Origin of the sequence: Stenotrophomonas panacihumi (assembly GCF_001431645.1) — a bacterium.
GTDB classification, from domain to species: Bacteria; Pseudomonadota; Gammaproteobacteria; order Xanthomonadales; family Xanthomonadaceae; genus Stenotrophomonas_A; species Stenotrophomonas_A panacihumi.
Genome location: NZ_LLXU01000049.1, coordinates 1 through 21,945, shown reverse-complemented (window position 1 = coordinate 21,945; position 21,945 = coordinate 1). Strand labels below are relative to the sequence as shown.

Here is a 21,945-nt window from a genome sequence, read left to right as displayed (position 1 = left end):
CCTTGCCGCCGAAGCCCCCACCCCACCGTGACCAGCCAGAACTCCTCTACTCCCGCGCCGCTGACCTACCGTGAGGCGGGTGTCGACATCGATGCCGGCAATGCCCTCGTCGAGCGGATCAAGCCGCTGGTCAAGCGCAGCTTCCGCCCCGAGGTGATGGGCGGCCTGGGCGGTTTCGGCGCGCTGTTCGACCTGTCCGGCAAGTACAAGGAGCCGGTGCTGGTCTCCGGCACCGACGGCGTGGGCACCAAGCTCAAGCTCGCCCAGCAGCTGGGCCGCCACGACACCATCGGCATCGACCTGGTCGCCATGTGCGTCAACGACGTGCTGGTGCAGGGCGCAGAGCCGCTGTTCTTCCTGGACTACTTCGCCACCGGCAAGCTGGACATCGATACCGCGGCCTCGGTGGTCGGCGGCATCGCCCGCGGCTGCGAGCTCTCCGGCTGCGCGCTGATCGGCGGCGAAACCGCCGAGATGCCGGACATGTATCCGCCGGGCGAGTACGACCTGGCCGGCTTCTGCGTGGCGGCGGTGGAGAAATCCAAGCTGCTGGACGGCGCCGGCGTGCGCGAGGGCGACGTGCTGGTCGGCATCGCCTCCAGCGGCCCGCATTCCAACGGCTACTCGCTGGTGCGCCGCATCTACGAGCGCGCCGGTGCCCCGGCCGACCACGTGCTGGAAGACGGCACCCGCCTGATCGACGCGCTGATGGCGCCGACCGCGCTGTACGTCAAGCCGGTGCTGTCGCTGCTGGCTTCGCACGGCGAGGCGATCCACGGCATGGCCCACGTCACCGGCGGCGGCCTGACCGAGAACATCATCCGCGTCATCCCGGACGGCCTGGGCCTGGATATCCGCGCCGGCAGCTGGCCGCTGCCGCCGGTGTTCCAGTGGCTGCAGCGCGAAGGCGCCGTGGCCGACAGCGAAATGTGGCGAACCTTCAACTGCGGCATCGGCTTCGTGCTGGTCGCCGCGCCGGCGCAGGCCGCCGCGCTGGAACAGGCGATCGACGCGCTGGGCCTGTCGCACTGGCGCATCGGCGAAGTGGTGAAGGCCGCCGAGGGCGGCGAGCGCGTGCACATCGGCTGAGGCTGGCGCTGCTCCCCGCGCCATGAGCCCGGCAAAGAAGGCCGTCCTCGCGACGGTGCTGGCGGTGTTCGCCGCGACCTGGATCCGCCCGTTGTGGCCGGTCGAGCAGGCGCTGCATAGCAGCCTCACCGTGGTCGGCCTGGTCGCGCTGTATCTGGTTGACCGGCGCTGGCCGCTCGGCAACGGCGCGTTCGCGGCGGTCTGCGGCTTCATCGCCCTGCACTGCATCGGCGCACGCTGGCTCTACTCCAACGTGCCCTACGAACAATGGAGCCTGGCATTGCTGGGCTGGTCGCCCGGCGAAACGTTCGGCTGGCACCGCAACCATTTCGACCGCCTGATCCACCTGCTCTACGGCCTGTGCTTCACCCCGGCGCTGGTGCAGGTGGCAAGGCGCTGGTGGCCCGCGCTATCGCCCCGCCAGGCCTTCGTGCTGGCGGTGATGGCGGTGATGTGCACCAGCCTGCTCTACGAATGGCTGGAATGGGCGATCGCGCTGCTGCTGTCCCCGGAAGCCGCCGAGGCCTATAACGGCCAGCAGGGCGACATGTGGGACGCCCATGCCGACATGCTGCTGGCTACCGTGGGCAGCGTGCTGGCCTGGCCGGCGACGAGGAGTTCCGCTCGATGACCCCCCCCTCCCTCCGCGCGCCTGCCAGGCTCGCCGTGCTGGCCTCCGGCCGCGGCAGCAACCTGCAGGCCATCCTCGACGCCATCGCCGCCGGCACGCTGGACGCCCGGGTCGTGGGCGTGTTCTCCGACAAGCCCACCGCCGCCGCGCTGCAGAAGGTGCCGGCGGACCGCCGCTGGGCCGCCAGCCCGCGCGACTATCCCGACCGCGAGGCCTTCGACGCCGCGCTCGGCGACGCGCTGGCCGCCAGCGGCGCGGACTGGATCGTCTGCGCCGGCTACATGCGCATCCTCGGCGAGGCGCTGGTGCGCCGTTTCGACGGGCGCATGGTCAACATCCACCCTTCGCTGCTGCCGCTCCACCGCGGCCTGCATACGCATGCGCGCGCGATCGAGGCCGGCGACGCCCAGCACGGCGCGAGCGTGCATTTCGTGATTCCCGAACTCGATGCCGGCGCCGTGCTGGCCCAGGCGCGCGTGCCGGTGCTGCCCGGCGACGATGCCGCCACCCTCGCCGCGCGCGTGCTGGCGCGCGAGCATCCGCTGCTGATCGCCAGCCTGCGCCTGCTCGCCAGCGGCCGGGTCCGCGAGGCCGGCGGACAGCTGATGCTGGACGGTCAGTGCCTGTTTACACCGCTGCGACTAGATTCCGCCGGACATCTGCGGGAAGCGGCGGACACATTGCCGTGACCTGCCTCCCGTCATCCTGAAGGCCCTTTACCGCCCCATGCGCATGACCCGTCCCCGCCTCGCCCTGTTGGCCCTGCTGTGCTGGCCCGTCTTCCCGGGCCTGGCGCAGGACGCCCCCGTTGCCATGCCCGCGTCGCCTGCCCCCGCGCAGGCCAGCCTCGCGCTGCCGGCCAGCGACTGGACCGCCCCGGCGCTGGAGCCGTTCGTGGCCACCTACCAGGCGTTCTACAAGGGCAAGGAGGCCGGCGATGCGACCATGCAGGTCACCCACGTCGGCGGCAACCAGTGGCGCGTGGACATGGCCGTGCGCGGCCGCAAGGGCTTTGCCAGCGTGCTCGGCCTGAACCTGGAACAGAGCACCGTGTTCGACGTGCGCGAGGGCACCTACGTGCCGTTGACCCAGAGCACGGTGAAGAAGGCGCTGTTCTTCGGCAAGAAGGTCACCGGCGTCTATGACTGGAACGCGCGCACCGCGCAGTGGGACGGCGACCTGAAGAAGGAACGCCGCCAGCCCATCGCGCTGGAGCCCGGCGACCAGAGCGCGCTGCTGCTCAACCTCTCGCTGATGCGCGATGCCCGCCCCGGCAGCACGCTCGGCTATCGCTATGTCGATGTCGGCCGCGTGCGCCGCTACGAATACCGCGCCGCCGACGCCACCGAGAACGTGCAGGTCGGCGACCTCAGCTACGACGCCCTGCGGGTGTTCCGCACCAACGGCGGCGACAACGAAACCATTCTCTGGATCGCCAACGGGGTGCCCACCCCGGTGCGCATCCTTCAGCGCGACAAAGGCGAGGACGAGATCGACCTGCGCCTGGTCGAATACCAAGGAGTGTGATGATGAAGCGCCTCGCCCGTCCGTTCGCCCTGCTCGCCGCCGCGGCGCTGGCCGTTGCCAGCCTGCCGGCGTTCGCCCTGCAGCCCTTCACCGCCGATTACCAGGCCAGCTACATGGGCGTGCAGGCCAACGGCACGATGACCCTGGCCTCGGCCGGCAACAACCAGTGGCGCTATTCGCTGCAGATCCAGAACCCGATGGCCACGCTGAGCCAGAGCACGGTGTTCGAGGAAAAGAACGGCCAGCTGCGCCCGCTCAGCAGCAACGACAGCTCCGCGCTGCTGGTGAAGAAGCGCAGCGTGCAGGCCAAGTACGACTGGAACAGCAACCAGGCGACCTGGAGCGGCGACGTGAAGCCCGAGCGCCGCGGCCCGGTGAAGCTGCAGGCCGGCGACATGGACGCGCTGCTGATCAACCTGGCCATCGCGCGCGACGTCACTGCCGGCAAGCCGCTGAGCTACCGCATGGTCGACGAGGGCCGCATCAAGCAGATGACCTACCAGGTCGTCGGCAAGGAGACCCTGACCGTCGACGGCAAGCCGCAGCAGGCCACGAAGGTCTCGCGCACGGACGGCAACAAGGAGCTGATCGCCTGGATCGTGCCCGACCTGCCGGTGCCGGCGCGCCTGCTGCAGCGGGAAAACGGCCAGGACGCGCTGGACCTGACGATCCGCTCGCTGAAGTAAGCGACCCAAACCGCTGGTGGGAAGCCCCCTTTGTTAAGGGGGCGCGCCGAAGGCGCGGGGATAGGAGGTAACGCCTGCATCGCGCCCGCACAGCGGGAGCGGTGCGAGTTCAAAGCCCGCTAGCGGGCTTTGAACTCAGTGCGGCAATCGACCCGGATCTGCTCGCCGCTGCTGCGCCAGTAGAAGGTGCTGCACTTGCGCGCGCCATCGGTGGTGGTCTTCACCGCCACCGCGTAGAACGACTGCGCGATCTCGTTGCGCGTCGCGGTGCCGTCGCCGTTCCAGTCCATGTCCTTGAACTCGACGCCCTGGGTGATCGCCATGCCCGCCCAGCCGGCCCACGCCAGCCATGCCAGCACCGCCAGGATCACCCCGAGCAGCACCTTGCGCCGCGTGGTGAAACGCCCCTTGAGGATCATGCGATGCGCCGGATGACCGCGCCCAGCGATCCCAGCTTCTCCTCGATGTTTTCGTAACCGCGGTCCAGGTGGTAGATGCGGTCGATGGTGGTCTCGCCATCGGCCATCAGGCCGGCCAGGATCAGCGAGGCCGACGCGCGCAGGTCGGTGGCCATCACCGGCGCGCCGCTCAGGCGCTCGGCGCCGCGGATGATCGCCGTATGCCCTTCGACCTGGATGTCCGCGCCCAGGCGCAGCAGTTCGTTGACGTGCATGAAGCGGTTTTCGAAGATCGTCTCGTTGATCACGCCCACGCCGTCGGCCACGCAGTTGAGCGCCATGAACTGCGCCTGCATGTCGGTCGGGAAGGCCGGGTACGGCGCGGTGGTGAGGCTCACCGCGCGCGGGCGCTGGCCCTTCATGTCCAGGGTGATCGAGTCCTCGGTGCAGTCCAGCTCGGCGCCGGCTTCCTTGAGCTTGTCCAGCACCGCGTCCAGCGTGTTCGGGCGCGCGCGGCGCACGGTGACGCGGCCGCCGGTCATCGCCGCGGCGACGAGGAAGGTGCCGGTCTCGATGCGGTCCGGCAGCACGGCGTGGCGGCCGCCGCCCAGGCGCTCGACGCCCTCGATGACGATGCGCGGCGTGCCGGCGCCTTCGATCTTCGCGCCCAGCGCGACCAGGCACTCGGCCAGGTCCACGACCTCCGGCTCCATCGCCGCGTTCTCCAGCACGGTGGTGCCTTCGGCCAGCACGGCGGCCATCAGCACGTTCTCTGTGCCGGTGACGCTGACCATGTCGAACACGTAGCGGCCGCCCTTCAGGCGCTGCGCGGTGGCCTTGATGTAGCCGTTCTCCACGCTGATGTCCGCGCCGAGCGCCTGCAGGCCCTTGATGTGCTGGTCCACCGGGCGCGAGCCGATCGCGCAACCGCCGGGCAGCGACACTTCCGCCGCGCCATGGCGCGCCAGCAGCGGGCCGAGCACCAGGATCGAGGCGCGCATGGTCTTGACCAGCTCATACGGCGCGACGTGGCTGTTGACGGTGCGCGGGTCCACGGTGATCGAGCTGCCGCGGGCCAGCGTGCCTTCGTCGATGCTCACGCCGGCACCGAGTTCGCCGAGCAGCTTCACCGTGGTGATCACGTCGTGCAGGTGCGGCACGTTGGTGATCTCCACCGGCGCATCGGCCAGCAGGGTGGCGCACAGGATCGGCAGGACGGCGTTCTTGGCGCCGGAGATGTTCACTTCGCCGTGCAGCGCGTTGCCGCCGGTGACTACGATTTTGGCCATGGATGTCGGGGGTGTCTTGTGGGGATGCGCGGCGGCAGGCCGTCCGGGCGACGGCGCCGTTCGCGGGTCAGGGAGATTCGTCGGGAGTGACGGTCTTGAGCTGCAGCGCGTGGATCGCACCGCCCATCAGGTCGCCCAGCGTCGCGTAGACCATCCGGTGGCGGGCCAGCGGCAGCTTGCCGGCGAACGCCGCGCACACCACGGTGGCCTCGAAATGCACGCCATCGTCGCCGCGCACGTCCGCGCGCGCGTCCGGCAGGCCGGATTCGATGAGTTTACGGATGGTTTCGGCGTCCAACGGGCTTTCCTAATAAAATGTCCGGCCATTCTACTCTCCGAGCGGGTCCCCGTATGGCCGTATCGCCCCTGCCGCCCGACGCCGTCAGCGACGAGAGCCTGGTCGCCAGCGGCCGCCGCGTGCTCGAGATCGAGCAGGGCGCGCTGGCCGCGGTCGGCGCCCGCATCGGCGCGCCGTTCGCCGCCGCCTGCCGGCTGGTGCTGGGCTCGCGCGGCCGCGTGGTCGCCACCGGCATGGGCAAGTCCGGGCACATCGCGCGCAAGATCGCCGCGACCCTGGCCTCCACCGGCACCCCGGCGTTCTTCGTCCACCCGGGCGAAGCCGGCCACGGCGATTTGGGCATGATCACCGAATCGGACGTCGTGCTGGCGCTGTCCTATTCCGGCGAATCGGACGAAGTGCGCATGCTGCTGCCGGTGCTCAAGCGCCAGGGCAACGCGATCATCGCCATGACCGGCCGCCCGCAGTCCACCCTGGCCCAGGCCGCCGATGTCCACCTGGACGTGAGCGTGCCCACCGAGGCCTGCCCGCTGGACCTGGCGCCCACCTCCAGCACCACCGCCTCGCTGGCCATCGGCGATGCGCTCGCCGTGGCCCTGCTCGACGCGCGCGGCTTCACCGCCGACGACTTCGCCCGCTCGCACCCGGCCGGCAGCCTCGGCCGCCGCCTGCTGCTGCACATCACCGATGTCATGCACAGCGGCGAGGAGCTGCCCAAGGTGCGCGAGGACGCCACCCTGAGCGAAGCGCTGATGGAGATGAGCCGCAAGCGCCTGGGCATGACCGCCGTGGTCGATGCCGACGACCGCCTGCTGGGGCTGTTCACCGACGGCGACCTGCGCCGCGCGCTGGACAGCGACGTCGACGTGCGCGCGGCGCACATCCGCGACGTGATGACCCGCCACCCCCGCACCATCGGCGCCGACCAGCTCGCCGCCGAGGCGGCGCGGCTGATGGAGGCCTACAAGATCAATGGCCTGATCGTGGTGGACGAGGCGCAGCGCGCGGTCGGCGCCCTCAACATTCACGACCTGTTGCGCGCCAAGGTGGTTTAACCGCCCAATCCACGGCACGATGTTCCCTTTAACCACCCCCGCGAAGACCTGATGCCCTACGCCCCGCTGCAACGTCTGCCTGCCGACCTGGTCGCCCGCGCCGCCGCGGTGCGTTTGGCGTGCTTCGACGTCGACGGCACGTTGACCGACGGCCGCCTGCATTACGACCACGCGGGCAACGAAAGCAAGGCGTTCTTCGTGCAGGACGGCCTGGGCCTGAAGCTGCTGCAGCGCGCCGGCATCGAGGTGGCGATGATCACCGCCCGCGCCAGCCTCTCGGCCGAACAGCGCGGGCGCGACCTCGGCATCGAGGTGCAGATCGGCGTCGGCGACAAGGCCGTCGCGGTGCGCGAGCTGTGCGCGCGCCATGGCATCGAACCTTCGCAGGTCGCCTTCATGGGCGACGACCTGCCCGACCTGCCCGCCCTGCTGATCGCCGGCCTGGCCGTGGCCCCGGCCAACGCGCATCCGTGGATCGCCGAGCGCGTGCACTGGATCACCACCGCGCGCGGTGGCGCCGGCGCGGCGCGCGAGCTGTGCGACGTGCTGCTGGCCGCACAGGACAAGACCGCCAGCGTGATCGCGGGGTACGGCGCATGAACTGGCGCATGGTGCTCGGCGGCGCGCTGCTGGTGGCGGCGATCGTCAGCGGCTGGTCGGCCTGGCGCAACCGCTCGCATCCGGTCGAAGAGGTGGCGCAGGAAGCCACCGCCGACTACGTGCTGCACGATTTCGAACTGATCAGCCTGGACAAGGACACCGGCAAGGAGTCGGTGACCCTGCGCGCGCCCGAAGCGCACCGCAACCGCGCCGACCAGACCATGGACATCACCACCCCGGTGTTCCTGCTGCCCGACCAGCAGGGCCTGCCGTGGACGCTGCGCGCGCAGACCGGCTGGGTCAGCCCGAAGGGCGACGAGCTGCGCCTGCGCGGCGACGTCGCCGGCGACAGCCCGAGCGCGCCGGGCGTGGTGCCCACCACGTTTCGTACCACCACGCTGGACGTGTTCCCGCAGCAGCACCTGGCCCGCACCGCGGACCGCGTGACCATGACCCGCCCGGGGCTGACCCAGACCGGCGTGGGTTTCGAGGCCAACCTGCAGACCCGCCAGTACAAGCTCCTTTCACAGGTGAAGACCCGCTATGAACCGACTGCTGCCAAGTAAGCTGGCCGCGCTGGCCCTGCTGATGCTGCCGCTGGCGGCACTGGCCAAGACCACCGACCGCAACCAGCCGATGAACCTGGAAGCGGCCAGCCAGGACTGCAACCTGATGGACGACGACGGCAAGTGCCGCTTCACCGGCAATGTCGTCATCACCCAGGGCACGCTCGAAGTGCATGCCGACACCGCCGACGTCTTCCGCAAGGCGGGCCAGATCGATCGCGTCGTGCTGACCGGCAAGCAGGCGACGTTGAAGCAGATCATGGACGACGGCGCCCCGATGAACGCCAAGGCGGACAACATCGAGTACCGCGTCGCCGAAGACACCATCATCCTCACCGGCAACTACACCGTCGACTCACCCAAGGGCAGCAACGCCGGCCAGCGCATGGTCTACAACACCAAGACCGGCAACATGCAGAGCGGCGGCGACGGCAGTCGCGTGCGCACGGTCCTGCAGCCCAAGTCGCCCGCGCCGGCGCCCGCCAAGCCGGCCGCCGGCAAGACGGAGAAGAAGTAATGCTGTCGGCCACCGGATTGCGCAAGCGCTACAAGCAACGCGAGGTCGTGCGCGACTTCGGCCTGACGCTGGAGGCCGGCGAGGTCGTCGGCCTGCTCGGCCCCAACGGCGCGGGCAAGACGACGTGCTTCTACATGATCGTCGGGCTGGTGGAGGCCGATGCCGGGCGCATCGAGCTCGATGGCCGCGACATCACCGCCGACCCGATGTACACCCGCGCCAAGCTCGGCGTGGGCTACCTGCCGCAGGAACCGTCGGTGTTCCGCAAGCTCACCGTGGCCGACAACATCCGCCTGGTGCTGGAGCTGCGCGAAGACCTGGATGCGGCGGGCCGCGAGAAGGAATTGAATTCGCTGCTGGACGAACTGCAGATCGGCCACGTGTCCGAACAGCTCGGCGCCAGCCTGTCCGGTGGCGAGCGCCGCCGCTGCGAGATCGCCCGCGCGCTGGCCGCGCGCCCGCGCCTGATGCTGCTCGACGAACCGTTCGCCGGCGTGGACCCGATTTCGGTCGGCGAAATCCAGCGCATCGTCACGCACCTGAAGGAACGCGGCATCGGCGTGCTGATCACCGACCATAACGTGCGCGAGACGCTGGGCATCTGCGACCGCGCCTACATCCTCGCCGAGGGCGTGGTGCTGGCGCAGGGCGCGCCGGACGAACTGCTGGAGAACGCCGACGTGCGCCGCGTCTACCTGGGCGAAACGTTCCGGTTGTAATCACCGGGCGCCACCCGCGCCCCGCGACAATCCGCACGCCACCTGACGGCCGACTCCCACGCGGAGGCGGCCGTCATGTTTTTGGCGCGGGGCAGCTCCGCCGTATATCCTGCGGGACGGCGGCCTCCCCCGAATGCCCTGCAACGCCCCGCGTTTCGCAGGGCCGGCCGCCGATACGCCTCCCCTACGTTCAGTGAGCACATGAAGGCACGGCTGCAGACATCGATGGGGCAACAGCTGGTCATGACGCCGCAGTTGCGTCAGGCGATCCGGCTGCTGCAGATGTCCACCACCGAGCTGGAAATCGAGATCGCCGAGGCGGTGGAAACCAATCCGCTGCTCGAATGGACGGAAGAGGCGCCGCTGTCGGCCGAACCGGGCAGCGCCGAATCGTCGCAGGCCGCCGACACCGACGAATACGGCCGCGAAGACGGCCCGAACGAGGACTGGACGCCCGACGAAGGCACCTGGGCCACCGGCGGCGGCGGCGAAGAGGACGACAACGGCAGTGCCGCCGAACGCGTCGCCGAGCCGGAAACGCTGGCCGACCACCTGCTGTGGCAGCTGCACCTCTCGCACCTGTCCGAACGCGACCGCCGCATCGGCGCGGCGCTGATCGACGCGCTCGACGAGGACGGCTACCTGCGCGAGCCGCTGTCGGCCATCGCCGAAGCGCTGGCGCCGGGCACCGTGGCCAGCGAGGCCGAGATCCAGACCGTGCTGCACCAGGTCCAGCGCTTCGACCCGGTAGGCGTGGGCGCCACTTCGCTGGGCGAATGCCTGTCGTTGCAGCTGGATGCACTGTCGGCCGATACGCCGGGCCGCGACCTGGCGCGTCGCATCGTCGCAGGCCCGCTGGAGCGCCTGCCACGCATCGGTGCGGCCGGCCTGGCGCAGGAGTTCAAGCTGCCGCTGGAGGACATCGAGGAAGCCATCGCGCTGGTGCGCTCGCTGGACCCGCGCCCGGGCAAGCAGCTCGGCGCGATGTCGTCGGACACCTATGTCGTGCCGGACTGCGTGATCTGGCGCCAGCGTGGCATCTGGCGCGTGGCCCTGGCCGGGCGTTCGCAGCCACGCATCACCATCCACCGCGGCTACGAGCAGCTGATCCGCAGCTGCGGCGAGGCCGATGCCGGCTACCTGCGCGGCCAGCTGCAGGAAGCGCGCTGGCTGCTCAAGAGCCTGGAAGCGCGCGGCGAAACGCTGCTCAAGGTAGCCAACAGCCTGCTGCGCCACCAGGCCGGTTTCCTGGAATTCGGCGAGCAGGCCTTGCGCCCGCTCACCCTGCGCGAGATCGCCGGTGAACTCGGCCTTCACGAATCGACGATCTCGCGCGCAATCGCGCGCAAGTACGTGCGCACGCCACGCGGCACCATCCCGCTGCGGGCATTCTTCGCCTCCGGCATCGATACCGAGGGCGGCGGCGAGGCCTCCAGCACCGCCATTCAGGCAATGATCCGGCGCCTGATCGAGGCCGAAAACCCGCGCAAACCGTTGTCTGACGCCAAGCTGGCCGACCTGCTCAAAAGTTCGGGCGTGCCAGTGGCGCGGCGCACCGTGGCGAAGTATCGTGAGGCCATGAACATTTCCGCCTCCCACGAAAGAGTCCGCATTGGTTGAACCGCTCTAGGCGGCGGGAAGTTCATTGACCCACCGAATCCAAAGGAGGTACCCGATGCGCATCGAGACGTACGGCCAGCAGATCGAAGTCACCCCTGCCCTGCGCGAATACGTGGAATCCAAGCTGCAGCGGTTGCAGCGACACTTCGACCAGCACTGCGAAGTCCGAACGCAGCTGGCCTTGCGCAAGCCCGACCACCACGTCGAGGCCACCGTCAACCTCCCCGGCCGTACCCTGCACGCCGACGCCAGCGCCCCGACCATGTACGCGGCCATCGACCTGCTCGCCGACAAGCTCGACCGCCTTGTGATCAAGCACAAGGAAAAGAAACATGACCACCACGCCCGCGAGGTGCGCGACAATCTGGCGTGAGTTCACCGCCAGATGACGTCATGTCCCTGACTGACCTGATGGCCGCCGTCCGCACCGAGGTGCGGGCGGCCGCCGACCGCGACACCCTGCTTCAGATCGCCGCCGAACGCCTCGCCTGCCGCCAGTGCGGCCAGGCCGAACTGCTGGCCAGCCTGCGCGAACGCGAGGCCCTGTGCAGTACCGCGCTCGGCCACGGCATCGCCATCCCGCATGGCCGCGCCCCGGGGCTGGAACAGCCGCGCGGCATCCTGATCCGCCTGCAGACCCCGGCCGATTTCAACGGCGAGCCGGTCGACCTGGCCTTCGCCATGGCCGTGCCCAGCCACTACACCCACGAGCACCTGGCGCTGCTGGCCGAACTGGTCGAGCGTTTCAACGACGAGGCGTTCCGCCAGGCCCTGCGCCGGGCCCCGGACGCCGACGCCCTGCTCGCCCTGCTACTCCGCCCCCACGCCCAGGCCCAGGCCGCATGAACACCAGCATCTCCGCGCGCGAACTGTTCGACCAGCAACGCGAGAAGCTGGGGCTGCGCTGGGTCGCCGGGCACAAGGGCGAACGCCGCGAACTGGTGGCCGGCGATACGGTCTCCCGCCGCCCCTCGCTGGCCGGCTACCTCAACGCCATCTACCCGAACAAGGTGCAGATCCTCGGCACCGAGGAGCTGACCTGGCTCGATTCGCTGGACCCGCGCCAGCGCTGGGAAACCATCGAGAAGATCATCCAGTTCCAGCCGCTGGCGCTGGTGATCAGCAAGAACCAGCCGCTGCCGGAAGACCTGCGCTCGGCCGCGGATGAATCCAGCACGCCGCTGTGGGTATCGCCCAAGCGCGGCCACGAGCTGCTCAACCACCTCTCCTACCACCTGGCGCGCACGCTGGCCCCGCGGGTCACGCTGCACGGGGTGTTCATGGAGATCTATTCGATCGGCGTGCTGATCACCGGCGAGGCGGGCTCGGGCAAGAGCGAGCTGGCGCTGGAACTGCTCAGCCGCGGCCACCGCCTGGTGGCCGACGACGCGCCGGAGTTCACCCAGATCGCCCCGGACGTGCTCGACGGCACCTGCCCGGAGCTGCTGCAGGACCTGCTGGAAGTGCGCGGCCTGGGCGTGCTCAACGTGCGCGACATGTTCGGCGACACCTCGGTGAAGAAGAACAAGTACCTGCGCCTGATCGTGCACCTCACCAAGCCGATGACCGAGCCCACGCCGCACGGCTACGAACGCCTCACCGGCGATTCGGGCACCCGCCACGTGCTCGACCTGGACGTGCCGCTGATCACCCTGCCGGTGATGCCCGGCCGCAACCTGGCCGTGCTCACCGAGGCGGCCACGCGCCTGCACATCCTGCGTACCAAGGGCATCGACCCGGCGGCGATGTTCATCGCCCGCCACAGCAACCTGCTGGAGCGACGGCCGTGAGCGCGGCCGGCCCGATGCTGGTGATCGTCAGCGGCCTGTCCGGCTCGGGCAAGTCGGTGGCGATGAAGACCTTCGAGGATCTCGACTACTACTGCTCGGACAACCTGCCCGTCGAACTGCTGCCGGATTTCGTGCGCAGCCGCATCCGCGACCAGGCCCTGGGCGACCAGCGGCTGGCGGTGGGCATCGACGTGCGCGGCCGCACCGACCTGGCCCAGCTTTCGCGCTGGCGCGCGGCCGCGCAGGAATACGGCATCGAAGTGACCGTGCTGTTCTTCGAGGCCACCGACGAAGCCCTGCTCAAGCGCTACGCCGACACCCGCCGCCGCCACCCGCTCAGCCACCTGGGGCTGTCGCTGCCCGAAGCCATCGTGCGCGAGCGCGAGCTGACCGCGCCGCTGCGCGCGCAGGCCGACGCGGTGATCGACACCACCGGCCTGAACGTGCACCAGCTGCGCCGCCGCGTGGTCACCGATTTCGGCCTGGGCCACAGCGACAAGCTCTCGCTGCTGTTCGAATCCTTCGCCTACAAGCGCGGCGTGCCGGCCGAGGCCGACTTCGTGTTCGACGCGCGCGTGCTGCCCAATCCGCACTGGGACCCGGAGCTGCGCCCGCTCACCGGCCGCGATGCCGGCGTGCGCGAGTACCTGGAACGGCAGCCGGAAGTGGTGCGTTACACCGGGCAGATCATCGACCTGCTCGACACCTGGCTGCCGCGCCTGCGCAACGACACCCGCAGTTACGTGACCATCGCCTTCGGCTGCACCGGTGGCAAGCACCGCTCGGTGTACCTGGCCGAACGCATGGCCCAGCACGCCCGCGACCAGGGCTGGCCGGAAGTGGCCACCTTCCACCGCGAGCTGGACTGAAGGCCGGCGGCGGGTGCTGGCCGCCGGCCGCCCGCCTTCGCGTGGGGCGCGCCGGCAACGTTTACAACCCCCGCGTCCAATGTCTTCACGTGGATACACAATCCCGCGAAAAAAGGCGGCTTGACGCTATCGTCCAGTCATACCGACCTGTTAACGTTTCGCTATGGCCTGTGGCATTCTCCTCATCACCCATCCCGGCATCGGCACTTCCCTGCTTCAAGTCGCAACCACGCTGTTGCGGCAGTTGCCCCTGAAGACCGAAGCATTCGAAGTCCCGTTCGATGCCGACCTGGACGTCCTGCTGCCGCAGGCTTCCGCGGCGCTGCGCCGGGTCGATGGCGGTGAGGGCGTGCTGGTGATGACCGATCTGTATGGCGCCAGCCCGAGCAACCTGGCCGGGCGCCTGGCCCGGCTCGGCACGCCGGTGCGCCGCGTGTCGGCGCTGAGCCTGCCGATGCTGCTGCGGGTGATGAATTATCCGGAACAGGGACTGCAAGACCTGCCCGCCACGGCGGCGGCAGGGACCCGCAATGGAGCGATAGTCGACGATGCTTGAACGTGAACTCACCGTATCCAACCGCCTCGGGCTGCATGCCAGGGCCACTGCCAAGCTCGTGCAGGTCCTGTCGTCGTTCCGCTGCAACGCCACGCTGGCGGCCAAGGGGCGCGAGGTGAACGCCAAGAGCATCATGGGCGTGATGCTGCTGGCCGCCGGCCAGGGCACGGCGGTGGTGGTGCGCGTGGACGGCGAGGACGAGGCCGCGGCCTTGCAGGCCCTGGTCGAACTGTTCGAGCGTCGTTTCGACGAGGACAGCTGACGGTGCGGGGCACGGGCCGACGCACCGCCAGGACATCCGCCGCGCCGCCGCGCGCGGCCACCGGCCTTCGCCTGCAGGGCCATGGCGCCTCGCGCGGCATCGCGCTGGGCCGTGCGCGCCTGCGCCTGCCGCACGTGCTGGAAGTGGCCGAGCAGCGCGTGGCCGCCCACGCGGTCGAACAGGAACTCGAACGCCTGCACCGCGCGGTGGATGCCGCGCGCGATGAAATGCATGCACTGCGCACGCGCCTGCAGGGCGCGATGGTGCGCGAGGTCGGCGAATTCCTCGACCTGCACGCGTTGCTGCTCGACGACCCCGAGCTGCTGTTCGGCGTGGACGAACTGATCCGCAACGGCCGCTACAGCGCCGACTACGCGCTGCGCCTGCAGCGCGACCGACTGGCCGCGGTGTTCGACGGCATGGAGGACGCCTACCTCAAGAGCCGCATGGACGACCTGGACCATGTGATCGGCCGCATCCACGCGTTCCTGCAGAAGCGCACGCTGGACGTGGCCGGTGTCGCCGGCGAGATCCTGGTGTGCGACAACGTCGCGCCCTCCGAACTGGCGCAGCTGCAGTCGCAGGGCGTGGTCGGCATCGTCAGCGTGGCGGGCAGCGCGCTCTCGCACAGCGCCATCCTCGCCCGCAGCCTGCACCTGCCGCTGGTCGTCGGTACCGCCGAGGCGCTGCACCGGATCAACGACGGCGATGCGTTGATCGTGGACGGCAGCAGCGGCGAGATCATCGTCGAGCCCACCGCCGCCGACCTGCGCGGCTACCACGAGCGCCTGCGCGCGCTGGCGCGCGAGCAGCGCGAGCTCGGCCGCCTGCGCGGCAAGCCCAGCCGCACCCGCGACGGCCACGACATCACCCTGCTGGCCAATGCAGAATCGGCCGACGACGTCGCCCAGGCGCATGCGCTCGGCGCGGCCGGCCTGGGCCTGTACCGCACCGAATTCCTGTTCCTGCAGCGCAACGAGCTGCCTTCGGAAGAAGAGCAGTTCCAGGTCTACCGCGACACCGTGCTGGGCATGAGCGGGCGGCCGGTGACCATCCGCACGCTCGACCTGGGCGCGGACAAGGCCGACCGCACGGGTCTGGTGCTCGGCGACGAGGACAACCCGGCCCTGGGACTGCGCGGCGTGCGCCTGTCGCTGGCGCGGCCGGAAGTGGCCGACGCGCAGCTGCGGGCGATCCTGCGCGCCTCCGGCTATGGCCCGGTACGCGTGCTGGTGCCAATGGTCAGCTGCCGCGAGGAGATCGTGCTGCTGCGCCGCCAGCTCAAGCGGCTGGCCACGCGGCTGCGCGCCGAGGGCCACGCCATCGCCGAGGACGTGCCGCTGGGCGCGATGATCGAAGTGCCGGCCGCGGCCATCGGGCTGGAAGCCTTCATCGACGATGTCGACTTCCTGTCCATCGGCACCAATGATCTCGTCCAGTACCTGCTCGCCGCCGACCGCAACCACGAGGCGCTGGGCGAGCTGTACTCGCCGCTGCATCCGGCGGTGCTGCGGCTACTGCGGCATGTCATCGCCACCGCACAGGCGCATGACACGCCGGTGGCCGTGTGCGGCGAGATCGCCGGCGATCCGCGCTTCGTGCCGATGCTGCTCTCGCTGGGCCTGACCGAACTGAGCCTGCACCCGGCCACGTTGCTGGAAGTCCGCCGCGCGATACGCGCCAGCCACCTCGGCGCGCTCACGATGTCTTCCAGCCGCCTGCTGCGCGCGCGCGACCGCAAGGGCATCGAGAAGTGGCTGGCCAGCGCCGCCGAGGCCGACGCCTGAGCGTGTTCCCGCACGCCGGGCTGTGATCGACGGCGTGCACGGGCGATAATGCCCCGCCTACGTAGCGCGACGCGCTGCGCTTCCCCGCCCGCCGCCAGGAGCAGTGCATGGCCGAAGCCATTCGCCACGACAAGACCGCGCGCGCGCTGCGCCTGCTCTCCGATGCACTGGACAGCGGCCGCCTGGGGCCGGTGCGCCGCCTGGTCAACACGCTGGCGCCGGCGGAAATCGGCAACCTGCTCGAATCGCTGCCGCCGGGCAAGCGCGAAGTGGTGTGGGGGCTGGTCGATGCCGAGGACGACGGCGAGGTGCTGCTGCACGTCGGCGAGGAGGTGCGTGAAAGCCTGCTGGCGGACATGGACACCGACGAGATCGTCGCGGCCGTCGAAGACCTGGACATCGACGACCTCGCCAACCTGGTCGAGGACCTGCCCGATACCGTCATCGACGAAGTGCTCAAGTCGATGGACCGCGAGAATCGCGAGCGGCTGGAGCAGGTGCTCTCCTACCCGGAGGACACCGCCGGCCGCCTGATGAACCCGGACGTGGTCACCGTGCGCGCCGACGTGAACGTCGATGTCGTGCTGCGCTACCTGCGCCTGCGCGGCGAGCTGCCCGACCACACCGACCACCTGTTCGTGGTCAGCCGCCGCCACCAGTACCTGGGCCGCGTGCCGCTGGCCGCGCTGGTGACCCACGAGGACAGCACGCCGGTCAACCGGCTGATCGACGACGAACAACCAGCCATCGACGTGGGCGAGAGCGCGCAGGAAGTGGCGCGCCAGTTCTCCGACCATGACTGGATCTCCGCCCCGGTGGTGGACGACAACAACATCCTGCTCGGCCGCATCACCATCGACGACGTGGTGGACATCATCCGCGAGCGCGCCGAGCACCAGGCCATGAGCGCGGCCGGTCTGGACGAGGACGAGGACATGTTCAGCCCGGCGCGGCGCGCGTTCCGCCGCCGGCTGATCTGGCTGTCGGTGAACCTGGGCACGGCGTTCATCGCCTCCAGCGTGGTGAGCGAGTTCGAAGGTACCATCGCCCAGCTGGTTGCGCTGGCCGCGCTGATGCCGATCGTTGCCGGCATGGGCGGCAATGCCGGCACCCAGGTGCTGGCGCTGATGGTGCGCGGCCTGGCGCTGGGGCAGATCGGCGCCTCCAACGTGATGACGCTGCTGAAGAAGGAGTTGATGGTCGCGCTGATCAACGGCATCTGCCTGGGCGTGGGCCTGGGGTTGATCGTGCTGGCGTGGTTCAAGCAGCCGATGCTCTCGCTGGTGATCGGCACCGCGCTGACCATCAACCTGTGCACCGCTGCGCTCGGCGGCGTGCTGGTGCCGGTGACGCTCAAGCGGCTGGGCTTCGACCCGGCGCTGGCGGGCGGCGTGATCCTCACCACCCTGACCGACGTGATGGGCTTCTTGAGCTTCCTCGGCCTGGCCACGCTCATCCTGCTGCATTGAGCCGCAAGGCCGCCCCGCGCGCGAAGGCGCGCAAGCCCCTCCCCGCCCGTGGTCCGTCGCGGCTGCGTCGTGCCGGCGACCTCGCCGCGCTGGCCCTGGTCGGCGCGCATGCCGGCCTGCTGTGGCTGATGGTGTCTGCCGGCGCGCTGCCGGGCTGGCTGTGCGGGGTCTTCGCCGCGCTCTCGGTGATCGCCTTCGCGGTATACGCACGCGACAAGCACGCCGCCCGCCTCGAGGCACGACGCACGCCCGAACTGGCCTTGCACCTGCTGGAGCTGGCCGGCGGCTGGCCCGGTGCGTTGCTGGCCCAGCGCGCGCTGCGGCATAAGAACCGCAAGCTGGCTTACCAGTTCGCCTTCTGGGCCTGCGTGTTGCTGCATGAGGCCACGCTGGGCCATGTGTGGCGGCAGGTAGCCGGCGGCTGACATGCCCGTCCGCCAAGCCGAACGCTGCCCGAACGCGCCGTCGCGCAGACACCTCCTGCACGGCCGAGGCGGCGATACTCGACCCTCGCATTACCGGAACCACGCATGCGCCGCCGCCAATTCCTCCTAGCCCTCGGAGTGTCGATGCTCGCCGCCTGCGCCTCCACCCCGCCCGCCCCGCCGCGCGGGCATTTCGTCCACCGCGAACTGGAACTGGAAGGCCGCACTTACCGCTACCAGGTGTTCGTGCCGCTCGCCCGCCAGCAACAGGAAGGCCCGCTGCCGATCGTGCTGTTCCTGCACGGCTCGGGCGAACGCGGCGACGACGGCCACAGCCAGACCGAATCGGGCCTCGGCCCGTACCTGCGCGAGCACGCCACGCAGTTCCCCGCGCTGGTGGTGCTGCCGCAGGTGCCGGAAGACGAGCAGTGGATGGGCGTCAATGCCCGCATGGCGCTGGCCACGCTGGACGCGGCCTCGACGGAATTCGGCGCCGACCCGGCACGCACTTATCTCACCGGCATGTCGATGGGCGGCTACGGCACCTGGGAGATCGCGCTGATGGTGCCGCAGCGTTTCGCCGCGCTGGTGCCGATCTGCGGGGCGCTGCATTCGGCGCGGGCCGACGAGGACCAGTTGTACGTCAGCGAAGTGGCCGGCGTGCGCGACCGCTACGCGGCGGTCGCCCACCGCCTGCGGCAGGTGCCGGTATGGATGTTCCATGGCGCCCAGGACGACCTGGTGCCGCCGGCCGACGACCGCCGCCTCTACAAGGCCGCGCGGCTGGCCGGCGCCAACATGCGTTACAGCGAGTACCCGGACGGCAACCACAATGCCTGGGACGCCACCTACGCCGATGCGCGGATGTGGGAATGGATGTTCGCCCAGCGGTTGAAGGGCGCGCCAGCGGGGTGAAGCCCCGCTTGACCGGCACGCGTGCTTGGCCGACGCTGCTTCCGGCACCAAGCCAGGGAACCGGGGGAAGCATGCGCAGGAATTGCCTTGCCAGCAGTCTCGTGCTGGCGCTCGTCGTCGCGACGCCCGCGGCGGCGCAGCAACTCGTCAAGACCCACCTGGACGCGCCGCGGGATGCGCCCGCGATCGGGCAGCAATACCGCGAAACCGTCACCACCGCGATCCGGCAGATGTCAGGCGGCGAACCGCAGGCCGCCATCGCCACGCTGGCGCCGGCAGTGGCGTACTGCGACGCGCAGCAGGCGCGTCCCAACCTGCGTTTCGTCAGCGTATCCACGGCCGCGCAATACAACCGCTATGCGGCGGGAAACACCGATGGCGCGCCACTGGAGTGGCTGGACATGGCCTGCACCCACGCCTACTACTACACCGGCTACGCGCTGGTGGAACAGCGCGCGTTCGCCGAGGCCTTGCCCTACCTGGAGAAGGCCGCGGCATTGGCGCCGTACTATCCGGACGCGCCCAACGAGCGGGGCCTGGCGCTGAACCTCATGGGTCGCAATGACGAGGCCGAGCAGCAATATCGCCAGGTGCTGGCCTTGGCCGAGGCCGCGCCGGAGGCCGCCTACGTGGTGCCGCTCACGTGGCGCGGCATTGGCTATGCGCTGATCGAGAAGCGTGACTGGGCCGGCGCCCGCGCCGCTTACGAGCACTCGCTGGCGCTGGACCCGGGCAACAAGACCGCGCTCAACGAGCTCGAATACATCAAGCAGCACGCGGCCCCGTAGGCGCTGCTTCAGCCGCGACGCCGCACCCGCCGCGCGATCTCGCTGATCACCGCAATCGCCGCGGTCAGCAGCGCCATCGAGACGAACTGCGCGCGCGTATCCGGCGTGGCGATGAGCAGCACGAAGATCAGCGCCAGGATCGCCAGCGCCAGCACCGTCAGCCACGGATAACCGCGCATGCGGAACGGCAGCGGCGTGGCGGCGCGATCGGCGCGCGCGCGCAGGATCAGCTGGGCCAGCAGCGAGATCGTCCACACCAGCAGGCAGGTGGCGCCGACGATGTTCAGCAGCATCGGCAGCACGCGGTTCGGGTACAGCAACTCCAGCACCGCGGCGACGAAGCCGAACGCCACGCTCGCCAGCACCGCGGCCACCGGCACCTTGCGCGCGCTGGTGCGCGCCAGCCAGCGCGGGGCCTCCTGGCGCTGGGCCAGCGAGTAGATCATCCGCGAGGCGCCGTAGAGGTTGGCATTGAGCGCCGACAGCAGCGCCACCACCGCGATCAGGGTGATCGCCGTGGCCGCGCCGGGGATCGCCGCGGCCTGCAGCACGGCGGCGAACGGCGACTTCAGCGCCTCGCTCGTCCACGGCACCACCGCGATGATCACGCTCAGCGAGCCGATGTAGAACACCAGGATGCGCCAGGCCACGGTGCGGATCGCCCGCGCGATGCTGCGCTCCGGGTCGGCGGTTTCGGCCGCGGCCACCGCCACGATCTCGGTGCCGCCGAACGCGAACACCACGACCAGCAACGCCGCGCCGATGCCGGCCAGCCCGCGCGGCGCGAAGCCGCCATTGGCGGTGAAGTTCGACAGCCCCGGCGAGGGCGCATGCGGCAGCCACCCGGCCAGCAGCGCGATGCCGATGGCGATGAAGGCCAGGATCGCCACCACCTTGAGGATGGCGAACCAGAATTCGAACTCGCCGAAGTTGCGCACGCCCAGCAGGTTGATCGCGGTGAAGGCGACCATGAAGGCCACCGCCAGCGCGGGCACCGGCACCGCGGGCCATACCGTGGAGAGCAATCCGGCCGCGCCCACCGCCTCGGCGGCGATCACGATGACCAGCTGCACCCACCACAACCAGCCGACGGTGGCGCCGGCGGTTTCACCCATGGCATCGGCGGCGTACACGGAGAACGCGCCACTGGTCGGCTTGGCAGCGGCCATCTCGCCCAGGGCGTTCATCACGATGATCACCAGCGCGCCAGCGACCAGGTAGGAGACCAGCACCGCGGGACCGGCGGCCTGCACGCCGACGCCGGAGCCGAGGAACAGGCCGGCGCCGATCGCACTGCCCAGCCCCATCATGATCAGCTGGCGCGGCTTGAGGGCGTGGCTGAGGCGTTCGGCGGGCGCGGCGGGCTGGGTCATGGGTGGCGAAGGTTGGCGGTGAACGCGACAAGATACGCGCTGGCCGCGCGCCGCGCCTAGCCGCAGTGCGGGAAAAACCGCCGCGCGGCGCCCGGCGGCGCCGTGGCGGCGATGCGCGGGGTCAGGCCGCCGCGTCGCGCAGCGCCGGCAGGTAGCGGCGGCTGCACGGCAGCACGCTGCCGTCGTCCATGTGCACGCTGGCGTCGCCACTGTCCTGCGGTTCGATGGACACCACCCGGCCCAGGTTGACCAGGTAGCTGCGGTGCACGCGCACGAACACCGCCGGATCCAGCCGCGCCTCGATGCCGGCCAGGGTGCTGCGCAGCGGGTAGTCGTGCCCGCGCAGGTGCAGGTTGACGTAGTTGCCGGCGGCCTGCAGCCATTCGATGTCGGCGGCGGCGACGAGGAAATCGCGGCCCAGCTTGCGCACCAGGAAGCGCTCGGGGCGTTCGACCGGCTCCAGCGGCGGGCCTTCGTCGGGCAGGTCGAACAGACGCGCCTCGCCCTGCAACCGGCGGCCGAACCAGGCCGCGGCGTGGCTGGTGATGACCAGCAGCGCGAAGGTGCGCACGTCCTTGAGGTATTCGTAGCCCCAGCGCACCCAGATGTCGCCGAAGTCGTAGTGGTCGCCCAACAGGGCATAGACCGCCTTGCGCACCGCCACCATGCCAGCCACGTGCAGCACCGACCACACCACGCTGCCGAGCAGGTACAGC

At 70.0% G+C, this 21,945-nt stretch carries 27 protein-coding genes; 22 read left to right on the top strand and 5 right to left on the bottom strand.

Translation table 11 applies throughout. The annotated features are described in order from the left end of the window. The first annotated feature begins 60 nt into the window (after positions 1-60). The 5 genes from purM to ARC20_RS02330 all read left to right on the top strand — a co-directional run bounded on the left by purM (position 61) and on the right by ARC20_RS02330 (position 3,933). Entirely contained in the window at positions 61-1,089 is a 1,029-nt protein-coding gene (gene purM, locus ARC20_RS02350; RefSeq protein WP_181360148.1) for a phosphoribosylformylglycinamidine cyclo-ligase, read from the top strand. Between the two features lie 22 nt (positions 1,090-1,111). Next, positions 1,112-1,720 carry a DUF2238 domain-containing protein gene (locus ARC20_RS02345; RefSeq protein WP_057643716.1) on the top strand — a complete coding sequence of 203 codons (609 nt, stop codon included), beginning with the start codon at positions 1,112-1,114 and terminating at the stop codon, positions 1,718-1,720. After that, positions 1,717-2,409 carry a phosphoribosylglycinamide formyltransferase gene (gene purN, locus ARC20_RS02340; protein ID WP_057643713.1) on the top strand — a complete coding sequence of 231 codons (693 nt, stop codon included), beginning with the start codon at positions 1,717-1,719 and terminating at the stop codon, positions 2,407-2,409. The genes ARC20_RS02345 and purN overlap by 4 nt, the downstream gene beginning before the upstream one ends. A 124-nt stretch (positions 2,410-2,533) precedes the next feature. Continuing rightward, positions 2,534-3,247, top strand: a complete 714-nt coding sequence (locus ARC20_RS02335; protein ID WP_237642492.1) for a DUF3108 domain-containing protein — start codon at positions 2,534-2,536, stop codon at positions 3,245-3,247. Between the two features lie 2 nt (positions 3,248-3,249). After that, positions 3,250-3,933 (top strand): DUF3108 domain-containing protein, encoded by a 684-nt coding sequence (locus ARC20_RS02330; protein ID WP_057643707.1) that lies wholly within the window; start codon positions 3,250-3,252, stop codon positions 3,931-3,933. A 119-nt stretch (positions 3,934-4,052) separates the two neighbouring features. On the opposite strand, the gene ARC20_RS02325 is transcribed toward ARC20_RS02330, so the two are convergent. The 3 genes from ARC20_RS02325 to ARC20_RS02315 form a co-directional block, all read right to left on the bottom strand. Further along, complete coding sequence (locus tag ARC20_RS02325; protein ID WP_057643705.1) at positions 4,053-4,352, bottom strand: hypothetical protein; 300 nt, start codon at positions 4,350-4,352, stop codon at positions 4,053-4,055. Then, the gene (gene murA / locus ARC20_RS02320) at positions 4,349-5,620 is read right to left on the bottom strand and encodes a UDP-N-acetylglucosamine 1-carboxyvinyltransferase (RefSeq protein WP_057643702.1); all 1,272 of its coding nucleotides are present in this window, start codon (positions 5,618-5,620) and stop codon (positions 4,349-4,351) included. Before murA ends, ARC20_RS02325 begins: the two co-directional genes overlap by 4 nt. A gap of 67 nt (positions 5,621-5,687) precedes the next feature. After that, a complete protein-coding gene (locus tag ARC20_RS02315) occupies positions 5,688-5,918 on the bottom strand; it encodes a BolA family protein (protein ID WP_057643700.1) in 231 nt (76 codons plus the stop codon). A 53-nt stretch (positions 5,919-5,971) separates the two neighbouring features. Between ARC20_RS02315 and ARC20_RS02310 the strand changes: the two genes are divergently transcribed. The 17 genes from ARC20_RS02310 (at position 5,972) to ARC20_RS02230 (ending at position 19,856) form a co-directional block, all read left to right on the top strand. Then, positions 5,972-6,973 (top strand): KpsF/GutQ family sugar-phosphate isomerase, encoded by a 1,002-nt coding sequence (locus ARC20_RS02310; protein WP_057643696.1) that lies wholly within the window; start codon positions 5,972-5,974, stop codon positions 6,971-6,973. A 51-nt stretch (positions 6,974-7,024) separates the two neighbouring features. Then, positions 7,025-7,573, top strand: coding sequence for a KdsC family phosphatase (locus ARC20_RS02305; RefSeq protein WP_057643691.1), 549 nt, complete (start codon positions 7,025-7,027; stop codon positions 7,571-7,573). Continuing rightward, the gene (lptC, locus tag ARC20_RS02300) at positions 7,570-8,139 is read left to right on the top strand and encodes an LPS export ABC transporter periplasmic protein LptC (protein ID WP_057643689.1); all 570 of its coding nucleotides are present in this window, start codon (positions 7,570-7,572) and stop codon (positions 8,137-8,139) included. The genes ARC20_RS02305 and lptC overlap by 4 nt, the downstream gene beginning before the upstream one ends. Beyond that, positions 8,117-8,656 (top strand): lipopolysaccharide transport periplasmic protein LptA, encoded by a 540-nt coding sequence (lptA, locus tag ARC20_RS02295; protein WP_057643687.1) that lies wholly within the window; start codon positions 8,117-8,119, stop codon positions 8,654-8,656. Before lptC ends, lptA begins: the two co-directional genes overlap by 23 nt. Next, on the top strand, positions 8,656-9,375 hold the full coding sequence (gene lptB / locus ARC20_RS02290; protein WP_057643684.1) for an LPS export ABC transporter ATP-binding protein: 720 nt from the start codon (positions 8,656-8,658) through the stop codon (positions 9,373-9,375). Before lptA ends, lptB begins: the two co-directional genes overlap by 1 nt. A gap of 201 nt (positions 9,376-9,576) precedes the next feature. Continuing rightward, complete coding sequence (locus tag ARC20_RS02285) at positions 9,577-10,995, top strand: RNA polymerase factor sigma-54 (protein WP_057643681.1); 1,419 nt, start codon at positions 9,577-9,579, stop codon at positions 10,993-10,995. Positions 10,996-11,050: 55 nt separating this feature from the next. Further along, positions 11,051-11,368 (top strand): ribosome hibernation-promoting factor, HPF/YfiA family, encoded by a 318-nt coding sequence (gene hpf / locus ARC20_RS02280; protein ID WP_057643680.1) that lies wholly within the window; start codon positions 11,051-11,053, stop codon positions 11,366-11,368. Between the two features lie 20 nt (positions 11,369-11,388). After that, positions 11,389-11,841 carry a PTS sugar transporter subunit IIA gene (locus tag ARC20_RS02275; protein WP_057643677.1) on the top strand — a complete coding sequence of 151 codons (453 nt, stop codon included), beginning with the start codon at positions 11,389-11,391 and terminating at the stop codon, positions 11,839-11,841. Beyond that, the gene (gene hprK / locus ARC20_RS02270; protein ID WP_057643674.1) at positions 11,838-12,785 is read left to right on the top strand and encodes an HPr(Ser) kinase/phosphatase; all 948 of its coding nucleotides are present in this window, start codon (positions 11,838-11,840) and stop codon (positions 12,783-12,785) included. The genes ARC20_RS02275 and hprK overlap by 4 nt, the downstream gene beginning before the upstream one ends. Before the next feature lie 14 nt (positions 12,786-12,799). Next, positions 12,800-13,654, top strand: a complete 855-nt coding sequence (rapZ, locus tag ARC20_RS02265) for an RNase adapter RapZ (protein WP_161809461.1) — start codon at positions 12,800-12,802, stop codon at positions 13,652-13,654. A 163-nt stretch (positions 13,655-13,817) separates the two neighbouring features. Further along, positions 13,818-14,210: a PTS sugar transporter subunit IIA gene (locus tag ARC20_RS02260; RefSeq protein ID WP_057643666.1), complete on the top strand. Its 393-nt coding sequence runs from the start codon at positions 13,818-13,820 to the stop codon at positions 14,208-14,210. Beyond that, entirely contained in the window at positions 14,203-14,472 is a 270-nt protein-coding gene (locus ARC20_RS02255) for an HPr family phosphocarrier protein (protein ID WP_057643663.1), read from the top strand. The genes ARC20_RS02260 and ARC20_RS02255 overlap by 8 nt, the downstream gene beginning before the upstream one ends. Before the next feature lie 71 nt (positions 14,473-14,543). After that, the gene (gene ptsP / locus ARC20_RS02250) at positions 14,544-16,259 is read left to right on the top strand and encodes a phosphoenolpyruvate--protein phosphotransferase (protein WP_057643811.1); all 1,716 of its coding nucleotides are present in this window, start codon (positions 14,544-14,546) and stop codon (positions 16,257-16,259) included. A gap of 107 nt (positions 16,260-16,366) precedes the next feature. After that, a complete protein-coding gene (gene mgtE / locus ARC20_RS02245; RefSeq protein WP_057643660.1) occupies positions 16,367-17,728 on the top strand; it encodes a magnesium transporter in 1,362 nt (453 codons plus the stop codon). Next, positions 17,725-18,153, top strand: coding sequence for a DUF1294 domain-containing protein (locus ARC20_RS02240; protein WP_057643657.1), 429 nt, complete (start codon positions 17,725-17,727; stop codon positions 18,151-18,153). The genes mgtE and ARC20_RS02240 overlap by 4 nt, the downstream gene beginning before the upstream one ends. Before the next feature lie 105 nt (positions 18,154-18,258). Then, positions 18,259-19,068, top strand: a complete 810-nt coding sequence (locus tag ARC20_RS02235) for a carboxylesterase family protein (RefSeq protein ID WP_057643654.1) — start codon at positions 18,259-18,261, stop codon at positions 19,066-19,068. A gap of 71 nt (positions 19,069-19,139) precedes the next feature. After that, positions 19,140-19,856 carry a tetratricopeptide repeat protein gene (locus ARC20_RS02230; RefSeq protein WP_146165848.1) on the top strand — a complete coding sequence of 239 codons (717 nt, stop codon included), beginning with the start codon at positions 19,140-19,142 and terminating at the stop codon, positions 19,854-19,856. Positions 19,857-19,864: 8 nt separating this feature from the next. Here ARC20_RS02230 and ARC20_RS02225 read toward each other — a convergent pair whose 3' ends face one another. Together ARC20_RS02225 and ARC20_RS02220 are read right to left on the bottom strand one after the other, a co-directional pair. Beyond that, entirely contained in the window at positions 19,865-21,229 is a 1,365-nt protein-coding gene (locus ARC20_RS02225; protein WP_057643647.1) for an amino acid permease, read from the bottom strand. Between the two features lie 121 nt (positions 21,230-21,350). Continuing rightward, the coding region (locus ARC20_RS02220; RefSeq protein ID WP_152983945.1) for a LytTR family DNA-binding domain-containing protein at positions 21,351-21,945 on the bottom strand (595 nt) is incomplete at its 5' end.